Origin of the sequence: Streptomyces glaucescens (assembly GCF_002154375.1) — a bacterium.
In the GTDB taxonomy this organism is placed as follows: Bacteria; Actinomycetota; Actinomycetes; order Streptomycetales; family Streptomycetaceae; genus Streptomyces; species Streptomyces glaucescens.
This window is the reverse complement of record NZ_MUND01000202.1, coordinates 1-9,706: the sequence shown is the minus strand read 5'-3', so window position 1 is coordinate 9,706 and position 9,706 is coordinate 1. Positions and strand designations below refer to the sequence as shown.

Genomic DNA, 9,706 nt, shown 5'->3' with positions numbered 1-9,706 from the left:
GCCAGCCCCCAGCCGGCCAGCCCGGTCGCGGCGAACCCGGCGGCCAGCGTCCAGCCGGGCACGTGCCGGTGGGACATCAGGACGTGGCCCAGGGCGGCGAGCAGCACACAGACGGCCGCGAACACCGCGGCCCGCACCGTGCGCGCACCCCACCCTGCCGTCATGACGGCCTCATCCTCCCATCCGGAGTCCGAACCTCACCCATGGCTACGGACATCGGCGGCCCGGTGACTCAGAACCGTCCGTCGGAGGAGTCAGGAGGAGACAGGGAGACGGGAGGAGTCAGAAGGAGACGCGCGNNCGCGCCGCGCGCGGCGCGAACGGGGGGCGGTCCAGGTGGCCGGCGGCCAGCAGACGCGCAGCGGGCGGCCGGAAGCGGGTCACGCCGGGACACGGGTGAGGCCTCACCGCCGGAAAACGAGCAAGGGCCCTCGCGGGCTCTCGCCCGCGAAGACCCTTCGCACCGTCGGGACGACAGGATTTGAACCTGCGACCCCTTGACCCCCAGTCAAGTGCGCTACCAAGCTGCGCCACGTCCCGGTGCCGTCTGACCTGGGGGTTTCCCCTGGCCGAACGCGCAGAGAAACAATACCGCACTCAGGTAGGTGGTCGCGCACCCCTTTTCGTCAGGGAGGGGTGGCCCGGCCTAGTCGGGGCGAACCAGGGTGGCCCTGTCCGGGGCGGGCGCGCGGGGCCCGGGGACCGGGTCGACGCGGACCAGGCCGCGGATCGCGGGGACGGCGAGCAGGGAGATCACCACGACGAAGCTGGTCACCCCGGAGACCAGGAGCACCTGCTCGGCGCCGAGGGCGGCGGCGGCCGGGCCGGCGAGGGCCTGGCCGATCGGCATCATCGCCAGCGAGCCCGCCACGTCGTAGGCGTGGATGCGGTTCAGGACGTCGGGCGGGACCTGGGTCTGCACGCTGGTCGCCCACATCACGCCCCAGAACGACAGGCCGGCCCCGGCGACGGCGGCCCCGGCCGCCATGGCGGGCACCGCCAGCCCGAGGCCGACGGCGAGCGGGAACGCGGCGAAGCCGGTCAGGGCGACGGCACCCGCGCGCAGCATCCGGCGCGGGCGCAGCCGCAGGGCGAGAAGTCCGCCGACGACGGTGCCGGCTCCGAGAGCGGAGTTGACCAGACCGTAGGCGCCGGGGCCGTGCTCGCGCACCACCTCGGCGGCCACCAGCGGGCCGGTCGGCCCCCAGACGGCGATCATGTAGAGGCACCAGACGGCGATCACCGCCCACAGCCAGGTCCGCGACCGGAACTCGTGCCAGCCCTCCACCAGGTCCGCCCGGAAGGTGCCCGGGGTGTGACCGGTGGGCCGGTGGTCGGGGGCGAGCGGGGGCAGGCGCAGCAGCAGGAGGCACAGGGCGCTGATCGCGTAGGTGGCGGCGTGGGCGGCGAACACGCCGCCCGGGGTGGCGAAGCCGACGATCAGTCCGGCGACGGCGGGTCCGGCCAGCTGGGCCATGGACTCGGCGACCCGGATCGCGCCGTTGGCGCCCTGCACGTCGGTGGCGAGGCGGGGCACCATGCTGGCCACGCCGGGCTGGAACAGGGCGCCCGCGGCGCCGTTGACCAGGCCGATCGCGCAGATTTCCCAGAGCACCACATGGTCGGCGAGGAACAGCGCGGCGGCGAGGGCCTGGGTGCCGAGCCGGGCGACGTCGGCCCAGATCATCAGGGTGCGGGTGGCGAACCGGTCGGCGATCACCCCGGCGAAGACGACGAGCCCGGCGAAGGTGGCGGCGGTCGCGGCCATCGCCAGGCCGACCGCACCCGCCCCGTAACCGTGCTGGAGCAGTCCGGCGGCCAGCGCCACCGGCAGCATGGTGTCCCCGAGCCGGGCGACGGCGCGGGCGGTGAAGAACAGTCCGAAGTCCCGCGACCACAGCCGTGGCGCGTCGCCGCCGCGTTCCCCCTTGCCGGTGGGTCCGTCCACCGGTCTTCCGGACATCACTTGGCATGTCTCCCTCCGGCCCCTGCAAGCCCGGGATCATGCCACGGCCGCCGGATGCGCCCAAGGGGTTTTCACTCCGTGGCCGGCAGCCCCAACTCGGGGTGTGCGTCGAGGAGCCGGGACGGTGCGGCCTGTCTCCAGGAGTCGGCGAGGATGTCCCGCAGCTCGGCCTCGTCCTCCAGCGCGGCGAGCCGTACCCGCACCCACGCGAACTGGGCCTCGTGCTCGGCGATCCAGAACTTCCCCGGCTCGGCGAGGACCAGTTCGTCGCGCTCCACCTTGGGGCAGCGCACCGCCATGGAAGTCTCCTCCTCGGGCAGCGTGGCGAACATCTTGCCCGCCACCCGGAACGTGGGCATGCTCCAGGCGATCTTCTCCGTGGTGTCCGGCAGGGACAGGGCGATCCGGCGTACGTCTTCGGCGTCCGACATGCCCCGCACGGTAGCTCCTGCCACTGACAGTCACCTGGTGGGAGCGGTTTTCGCCGGGATGCCGAGCTGCTTGTAGTAGATCGTCGTGGGGCGCAGTTCCCCGCCCGGATCGGCCGCGTAGCCGGGGATCGCGCCGAGCCGTGTCCAGCCGGCCGCGCCGTAGAGGCGCTCGGCGGGGCTGTCGGTCTCGGTGTCCAGGTGCAGCAGGGTGATCCCGGCCGCGGCGGCGGCCTGTTCGGCGGTGTCGAGCAGCCGCCGCCCGTGTCCCCGGCCGCGGCCGTCCCGGTGCACCATCAGCTTGACCAGCTCGGCGCGGTGGCGGCTGTTGGGCTTGTCGGGGAAGGCGAGGCTGACCGTGCCGACCAGCCGGTCCTCCTCGTACGCCGCCCAGACGGCGAGTTGCCCGCCGGCCACGGCGGCGGCCCGCTCCTGCCACCAGGCGGCGGCCTCGGCGGGGTCGAGCGGGGCGAGGAAGCCGACGGAGGCGCCACCGGCCACGGTGTCGGCCAGCAGGTCCGCCAGGTCCTCGATCTCGTCGAGGAGCCGGCGCGCGTCGAGCCGGGTGACGGTCACGGCAGCACCACCGCCAGCGCATAGCGCACGTCCTGGGGACCGGGGCAGCGGAACCGGGTCGGGCCCCAGACCCGCAGCCGCAGGCAGTCACCGGCGTCGAGGCGGTGCGCGATGTCCTGCGCGGTCACCTCCAGGGCGCCCTCCAGCACCCAGATGTGCTGTTCCAGGCCGGGTACGGGCGGGCGGTCGTAGGCGAGGTCGGCGCCCGCGGTGAGCCGGCCCTCGACGAGTTCGCCGCGCAGCCCCGGGTGCGGCGGGGACACCGAGCGCCGGACGAAGCCGGACGCGCGGTCCTCCCAGACCGGCTGCTCGGCGGCGCGCAGCAGCAGCGCGGGCTCGGCCTCGACCTCGCTGAGCAGCTGGGACATGGTGCGGCCGTAGACGTGGCACAGGCGGTTCAGGACGGCGGCGGTGGGGCTGATCTCCGCCCGCTCGGCCCGCGACAGGGTGGAGCGGCTGACACCGCTGCGCTCCGCCAGCTCACCGAGCGACCAGCCGTGCTCGGCGCGCAGCTCGGCGAGGCGGGCGCCGAGCCGGACGTCGACGGGGTCGGGACCGGCCTCCAGGACATGCTGTTTCATGAACGGGAGGCTATCCCAGATATGGGATGTCGTCTCGGATCCGGGAAGCGGTCCGCTGTGGCGGTCGTCACTCGTATCCGCCACAGGCCGCCTGTCCGTCGCCTATCCTCCGGCGGATCGCCGCGGCTGTCCGTCGGCGGTCTCCCGCAGCTGCCCCGCCGCGGCCTCGCGCAGCGCGTCCAGCACGGGCCGGATCAGCGGATGCCCCTCGGCGCCCCGGCGCACGGCGGCGAACACCCGGCGCGTGGGCGCGACCCCGTCCACCGGCCGCACCACCACCCCCGTCAGGTCCATGCCGCGCAGCGCGGAGCGCGGCACCAGGGCGACGCCGGCGTCGGCCGAGGCGAGCGCCACGACGGCCCGGAAGTCGTCGGAGGAGTGCTCGAGACGCGGCTGGAACCCGGCGCTCTCGCAGGCCAGGACGACAACGTCATGGCAGGGATTGCCGGGGTACGGGCCGATCCACGGGTCCTTGGCCAGCTCGGCCAGCGGCACCTCGGCGGCCTCCGCGAGCCGGTGGGTGACGGGGACGACCGCGTCGAACGGCTCCGCGTACAGCGGCACATGGGTCAGCCGGGGGTCGTCGGCGGACGGCGCCCCCCGGTACTCCACGGCCACCGCCACATCCACCTGCCGGTCCAGCACCATCGGCAGGCTCTCGTCGCCCTCGGCGTCCTGGACGCGGATGCCGATGCCGGGCGCGGTCGCGGCGAGGCGGGCCACGGCGGGCGCGACGACCTGCGCGATACCGGTCGCGAAGGCGGCCACCGTGACCGTGCCGGCCGCGCCCGAGCTGTACGCGGCCAGCTCGGCCTCGGCCCGCTCCAGCTGGGCGAGGACCAGGTTGGTGTGGCTGAGCAGGATCTCACCGGCCGGGGTGAGCCGCACGCCCTTCGCGCCCCGCTCGACCAGCCGGTGGCCGGTCTCCTGCTCCAGGGCGGTCAGCTGCTGGGAGACCGCCGACGGGGTGAGGTACAGCGCGGCGGCAGCCGCCGTCACCGTGCGGTGGTCGGCCACCGCACGGAGGATGTGGAGCCGCCGCGCTTCGATCACCACCCGATTGTCTCAGCTCAGCCGGCCAGCTCCGCCCGGGCGGCGACGAAGGCGTCCACCGCGCGGTTGACGTCGTCCGTGGAGTGCGCGGCGGACAGCTGGACGCGGATGCGGGCCTGGCCCTGCGGCACCACCGGGTAGGAGAAGCCGATCACGTACACGCCGCGCTCCAGCAGCAGCTCGGCCATCCGGCCCGCCTCGGCCGCGTCACCGATCATCACCGGGGCGATCGCGTGGTCGCCGGGGAGGATGTCGAAGCCCTCCTCGGTCATCCTGCGGCGGAACAGCGCGGTGTTCTCGGCGAGCCGCACCCGCAGGTCGTCCGCCGACTCCAGCAGGTCGAGGACCTTCAGGGAGGCGGCGGCGATCACCGGGGCGAGGGTGTTGGAGAAGAGGTACGGCCGGGAGCGCTGGCGCAGCAGGGCGACGATCTCGGCGCGGGCGGCGACATAGCCGCCGGAGGCGCCGCCGAGGGCCTTGCCGAGGGTGCCGGTGATGATGTCGACGCGGTCCATCACCCCGTGCAGCTCAGGGGTGCCGCGCCCGCCGGGGCCGACGAAGCCGACGGCGTGCGAGTCGTCGACCATGACCATCGCGTCGTAGCGGTCGGCGAGGTCGCAGATCTCGCGCAGCGGCGCCACGTAGCCGTCCATGGAGAACACGCCGTCGGTGACGATCAGGCGCCTGCCGGCGTCCGAGGCCTCCTTCAGCTGCCGCTCCAGGTCCTCCAGGTCACGGTTGGCGTACCGGAAGCGGCGGGCCTTGGACAGACGGATGCCGTCGATGATCGAGGCGTGGTTGAGGGCGTCGGAGATCACCGCGTCCTCGGGGCCGAGCAGCGTCTCGAACACACCGCCGTTGGCGTCGAAGCAGGAGGAGTACAGGATGGTGTCCTCCTGGCCGAGGAACGCCGACAGGCGGGCCTCCAGCTCCTTGTGCACCTCCTGCGTGCCGCAGATGAAGCGCACCGAGGCCATGCCGTAGCCCCAGCGGTCCAACGCCTCGTGGGCGGCGGCGATCACCTCGGGGTGGTCGGCGAGGCCCAGGTAGTTGTTGGCGCAGAAGTTGAGGACCTCGCCGGGACGGCCGCCCGCGGTGACGCCGACGGTGGCGGACTGCGGGGTGCCGATCACCCGCTCCGGCTTGTGCAGGCCGGCGGCGCGGATCTCGTCGAGGGTGGCGCGCAGGTCGTCGCGCACGGAGTCGAACATCGAAGAAGCTCCTAGAGAGGTACGGAAGTCACACGGTCCAGTCGAGGATGACCTTGCCGCCGCGGCCGCTCGCCGCGTCGGCGAACGCCGCCTCGAAGTCGCGGTAGCCGTACCGGCCGGTGATCACGGGGGCGAGGTCGAGGCCGCCTTCGAGCAGCACCGACATCGCGTACCAGGTCTCGAACATCTCCCGGCCGTAGATGCCCTTGATGGTGATCATCGAGGTGACGATCCGGGCCCAGTCGACCGGGAACTCCTCGGACGGCAGGCCGAGCATGGCGATCCGGCCGCCGTGCGTCATGTTGGCGATCATGTCGCGCATCGCCTCGGGCCGGCCGGACATCTCGAGGCCGATGTCGAAGCCCTCGCGCAGGCCCAGCTCGCGCTGCCCGTCCGCGATGGCCGCCTCGGCGACGTTCAGGGCGAGGGTGACCCCTATCTTGCGGGCCAGGTCCAGCCGCTCCTCGCTCACATCGGTGATCATCACGTTGCGGGCGCCCGCGTGCCGCGCCACGGCCGCCGCCATCAGCCCGATCGGCCCGGCACCGGTGATCAGCACGTCCTCGCCGACCAGCGGGAACGACAGCGCGGTGTGCACGGCGTTGCCGAACGGGTCGAAGATCGCCGCCACGTCGAGGTCGACGGGCACGCGGTGCACCCACACGTTGGACGCGGGCAGCGCCACGTACTCCGCGAACGCCCCGTCGCGGCCGACGCCGAGTCCGACCGTCGCGCGGCACAGATGGCGGCGCCCGGCCAGACAGTTGCGGCACTTGCCGCACACCAGATGGCCTTCGCCGCTGACCCGGTCGCCCACCGTGATGTCGGTGACGTCCCGGCCGGTCTCGACGACCTCGCCGACGAACTCGTGCCCGACCACCAGCGGGGTGCGGATCGCCTGCTGTGCCCAGCCGTCCCAGGACCGGATGTGCAGATCGGTGCCGCAGATACCGGTGCGCAGCACCTTGATGAGTACGTCGCCGGGTCCGACGGCGGGCTCCGGGACGTCCGCGAGCCAGAGCCCGGGCTCCGCCTTCTCCTTGACCAGCGCCTTCAACGCTACGGCTCCTGAGGGTGAGTTCCCGGCCGCGGGCATGCCGAAGGAGCCCGTCGACGGGGAGAGGGGTGGAATCGCCTAGCAATCTGCCGTACGAGGATGCCTCGGGTCCATCGAGGTTTTCTTAAGCAGCGCCACAGCTTTGCTTCACACCCCCCGGAGGGGTCAACGCGGACGGGTCACGCGGGAGGGGTTCGGTACGCCGGGCCGCCCTCCAGTCGTACGGCGAGGTCCGCGGCCGTCGCCTTGATGGTCTCCAGACCGCTCCGGCCCCAGGGCCGCGGTGTCGTGTCGGCGACGGACACCGTGCCGAGCACCAAGCCGGTGGTGTCGATGAGCGGGGCGCCGAGATAGGAGCGGATGCCGAACTCGTCGACGACCGGGTTGCCCGCGAACCGCGGATAGTCGCCCACGTCCTCCAGGACCAGCGCCTTGCGCCGCACCACGACATGCGGGCAGAAGCCGTGGTCGCGGGGCAGCCGGCGGCCGATCACCGGCCGGTTGCCGCCGTCGAGCACGGCCGGACCGAAGGCCGGGGCGTGCAGCCCGGCGTAGAACTGCCCGTTCTCGTCCAGGAAGTTCACCATGGCGTACGGCGCCGCGGTGTGTGCGGCGAGGCGGGCCGCGTAGTCGTCGAGGACGGGCTCCGGGCGCTGTCCGAGACCGAGGCCGCGCAGCCGCAGGGTGCGGGCGGGGGCCTCCTTGTCGTCGGGGGTGAGCAGCAGACGACCGGCCGGGCGCGGCGGGTCGTAGCTCATGGCCGGGCTCCGTCGCTGGGGGCGGATGTCATGTGCGGCTCCGTACGGTGGGGCGGTGGGGTGCGGGTGTCACCGGTGGGCGCCGTGGCTCGGCGCGGGGACGGCGGGCGCGTGTGCGATCAGGTGCCGGACCAAGGTCAGCAGGGTCTGCACGCCGGAGGCGGAGATCCGGGCGTCGCAGCGCACGATGGGGATCGCCGGGTCGAGGTCGATCGCGGCGCGTACCTCCTCGGGGTCGTAGCGGTGGGCGCCGTCGAACTCGTTGACGGCGATGATGAAGCCGAGGCCGCGTTCCTCGAAGAAGTCGACGGCCGCGAAGCACTCCTCCAGGCGGCGGGTGTCGGCGAGGACGACCGCGCCGAGCGCGCCCTCGGACAACTCGTCCCACATGAACCAGAACCGCTCCTGACCGGGGGTTCCGAACAGGTAGAGGACATGGGAGGAGTCGAGGGTGATCCGGCCGAAGTCCATGGCGACGGTCGTCTCCATCTTGTTCTCGATGCCGTCGAGGTTGTCGGTTCCGACGCCGACGGTGGTGAGGAGTTCCTCGGTGCTGAGCGGCGCGATCTCGCTGACGGCGCCGACGAACGTGGTCTTGCCGACCCCGAACCCGCCCGCGACGAGGATCTTCAGCGCGGTGGGAAAGGGATCGGCGCCGTCGTCGTGGACGCCGTCGTCACGGCCGGGGGCGCCGCCGCCGTACGCGTGGCCGCCGTCGCCGTACTCAGAGCTGTCGTCGTAGTCCATCGAGCACTGCCTCCAGAAGGGCCCGGTCCGTGGGGGTGTGGTGGAACGCGGGGGGCTTGGTGGTGAGCGCCCCGCAGTCGAGGAGGTCCGCCAGCAGCACCTTGGCGACCGCTGCCGGCAGCTTCAGATGGGCGGCGACCTCGGCGACCGAGAGGGGCGCGTGGCACAGGTCCAGGGCTTGTGTGTGTTCCGGGCCGAGGTAGCCGAGGGGGGTTGCCCCGGTGGCCATCACCTGCGAGATCAGGTCGAGCGCGACGGTGGGTCGGGTGCGGCCGTTGCTGACCGCGAACGGGCGCACCAGCCGTCCGGCCGCGTCGTCGAGCCAGGGCCCGTCACCGGCCGCCGTCACGCTCAAGGCCTCATCGCCGTGGATTCGACGGCGTGCTGCCGGGGCGCGGTCACGAGGTACGGGCGGACGCTCTTGACCAGCATCGCCATCTCGTACCCCAGGACGGCCGCGTCGGCCTCCCGGCCGGCGAGTACGGCGAGGCAGGTGCCGGAGCCGGCGGTGGTGACGAACAGCAGCGTCGAGTCCAGTTCGACGACCACCTGCCGGACGTCACCGCCGTCGCCGAAGCGGACTCCGGCGCTGCGGCCGAGGGAGTAGAGGCCGGAGGCCAGCGCGGCCATGTGGTCGGCGCTGTCGGGATCGAGGCCGTGGACGGACTTCACCAGTCCGTCGCAGGACAGGAGGACCGCGCTGCTGGTGTGCGGGACACGCTGCACGAGGCCGCTCATCAGCCAGTCGAGATCGGATACATGGCCGGTGGGGGCTTCGCTCGCCATGGTGCATCGACTCCTTGGGGTGCGGGTGGGGGTTGTGGTGGTGGGAACGGTCATCCGGCCGGTGCGCTCCCGTCGTGCCGGGCGGTGGTCCGGTGATCGGGAGCCGGGTCCTGCGCGGGTGCGGGCGCGGGGTACGCCCGGGGGACGCGCGGCGGCTCCACGCGGCGTACGTCCAGCGGCGGTACGACCGTCATGTGCGGACCGGTGGAGGACATCGGGTCGAGGACCGCACCGCCCGCCGGTTCCAGGCTCTGCTGGGCCTCCGCGAGGCCGATGCCCCGCTGGAAGGCCGCCATCAGGCCGGGGTCGTGCCCGGCGGGCTCCTCCTCGTCCGGGCGTGGGGCGGGGCCGCCGCGCAGCTGCGGGACGAGGTGCTCCTGGGCGCGGCGCCGGGGCAGTTGCGGCTTGCCCATGGTGCCGCGCACGACTCCGCCGCGGCGCGGCACGGGCGGCACGCCCTCGCCTTCGGCGACGGCCGGCCGGTCCTCGGGCCGGATCCCGGGCGTGGCCTGCGCAGGGGTCGGACGCTCCTCGTGCGCCCCG

General features: G+C 73.3%; 11 protein-coding genes, 1 tRNA gene and 1 pseudogene. All 13 read right to left on the bottom strand.

All coding sequences use genetic code 11. The annotated features are described in order from the left end of the window. Positions 1 to 466: 466 nt before the first annotated feature. Positions 467 to 540 (bottom strand) — tRNA-Pro (locus CCN42_RS15170). 106 nt (positions 541 to 646) lie between these two features. Next, complete coding sequence (locus tag CCN42_RS15165; protein ID WP_086736150.1) at positions 647 to 1,963, bottom strand: MFS transporter; 1,317 nt, start codon at positions 1,961 to 1,963, stop codon at positions 647 to 649. A 74-nt stretch (positions 1,964 to 2,037) separates the two neighbouring features. Continuing rightward, the gene (locus CCN42_RS15160) at positions 2,038 to 2,397 is read right to left on the bottom strand and encodes an MmcQ/YjbR family DNA-binding protein (RefSeq protein WP_086172990.1); all 360 of its coding nucleotides are present in this window, start codon (positions 2,395 to 2,397) and stop codon (positions 2,038 to 2,040) included. Positions 2,398 to 2,427: 30 nt separating this feature from the next. Next, positions 2,428 to 2,970: a GNAT family N-acetyltransferase gene (locus tag CCN42_RS15155; RefSeq protein WP_086736148.1), complete on the bottom strand. Its 543-nt coding sequence runs from the start codon at positions 2,968 to 2,970 to the stop codon at positions 2,428 to 2,430. Beyond that, the gene (locus CCN42_RS15150; RefSeq protein ID WP_086736146.1) at positions 2,967 to 3,551 is read right to left on the bottom strand and encodes a helix-turn-helix domain-containing protein; all 585 of its coding nucleotides are present in this window, start codon (positions 3,549 to 3,551) and stop codon (positions 2,967 to 2,969) included. Before CCN42_RS15150 ends, CCN42_RS15155 begins: the two co-directional genes overlap by 4 nt. Before the next feature lie 102 nt (positions 3,552 to 3,653). Further along, complete coding sequence (locus CCN42_RS15145) at positions 3,654 to 4,604, bottom strand: LysR family transcriptional regulator (RefSeq protein ID WP_086736153.1); 951 nt, start codon at positions 4,602 to 4,604, stop codon at positions 3,654 to 3,656. A 17-nt stretch (positions 4,605 to 4,621) separates the two neighbouring features. Beyond that, positions 4,622 to 5,815, bottom strand: a complete 1,194-nt coding sequence (locus CCN42_RS15140) for a glycine C-acetyltransferase (protein ID WP_086736144.1) — start codon at positions 5,813 to 5,815, stop codon at positions 4,622 to 4,624. A gap of 28 nt (positions 5,816 to 5,843) precedes the next feature. Continuing rightward, a complete protein-coding gene (gene tdh, locus CCN42_RS15135; protein WP_086736142.1) occupies positions 5,844 to 6,872 on the bottom strand; it encodes an L-threonine 3-dehydrogenase in 1,029 nt (342 codons plus the stop codon). Between the two features lie 179 nt (positions 6,873 to 7,051). Continuing rightward, positions 7,052 to 7,630 carry a GAF domain-containing protein gene (locus CCN42_RS15130; protein ID WP_086736140.1) on the bottom strand — a complete coding sequence of 193 codons (579 nt, stop codon included), beginning with the start codon at positions 7,628 to 7,630 and terminating at the stop codon, positions 7,052 to 7,054. Between the two features lie 69 nt (positions 7,631 to 7,699). Continuing rightward, entirely contained in the window at positions 7,700 to 8,377 is a 678-nt protein-coding gene (locus tag CCN42_RS15125; protein ID WP_245877289.1) for a GTP-binding protein, read from the bottom strand. Then, positions 8,355 to 8,726, bottom strand: coding sequence for a DUF742 domain-containing protein (locus CCN42_RS15120; protein ID WP_086736138.1), 372 nt, complete (start codon positions 8,724 to 8,726; stop codon positions 8,355 to 8,357). Before CCN42_RS15120 ends, CCN42_RS15125 begins: the two co-directional genes overlap by 23 nt. A 2-nt stretch (positions 8,727 to 8,728) precedes the next feature. Next, positions 8,729 to 9,163 (bottom strand): roadblock/LC7 domain-containing protein, encoded by a 435-nt coding sequence (locus CCN42_RS15115; RefSeq protein ID WP_086170350.1) that lies wholly within the window; start codon positions 9,161 to 9,163, stop codon positions 8,729 to 8,731. 50 nt (positions 9,164 to 9,213) lie between these two features. Next, positions 9,214 to 9,706 (bottom strand): annotated as a pseudogene (locus CCN42_RS44420) (ATP-binding protein); the annotation flags it as partial.

Bases quoted from the DNA above. Each gene is read 5' to 3' on its own strand.
- CCN42_RS15150 (WP_086736146.1), bottom strand. From the start codon at position 3,551: ATGAAACAGCATGTCCTGGAGGCCGGTCCCGACCCCGTCGACGTCCGG.
- CCN42_RS15115 (WP_086170350.1), bottom strand. From the start codon at position 9,163: ATGGCGAGCGAAGCCCCCACCGGCCATGTATCCGATCTCGACTGGCTG.
- CCN42_RS15140 (WP_086736144.1), bottom strand. From the start codon at position 5,815: ATGTTCGACTCCGTGCGCGACGACCTGCGCGCCACCCTCGACGAGATC.
- CCN42_RS15125 (WP_245877289.1), bottom strand. From the start codon at position 8,377: ATGGACTACGACGACAGCTCTGAGTACGGCGACGGCGGCCACGCGTAC.
- CCN42_RS15160 (WP_086172990.1), bottom strand. From the start codon at position 2,397: ATGTCGGACGCCGAAGACGTACGCCGGATCGCCCTGTCCCTGCCGGAC.
- CCN42_RS15165 (WP_086736150.1), bottom strand. From the start codon at position 1,963: ATGTCCGGAAGACCGGTGGACGGACCCACCGGCAAGGGGGAACGCGGC.
- CCN42_RS15130 (WP_086736140.1), bottom strand. From the start codon at position 7,630: ATGAGCTACGACCCGCCGCGCCCGGCCGGTCGTCTGCTGCTCACCCCC.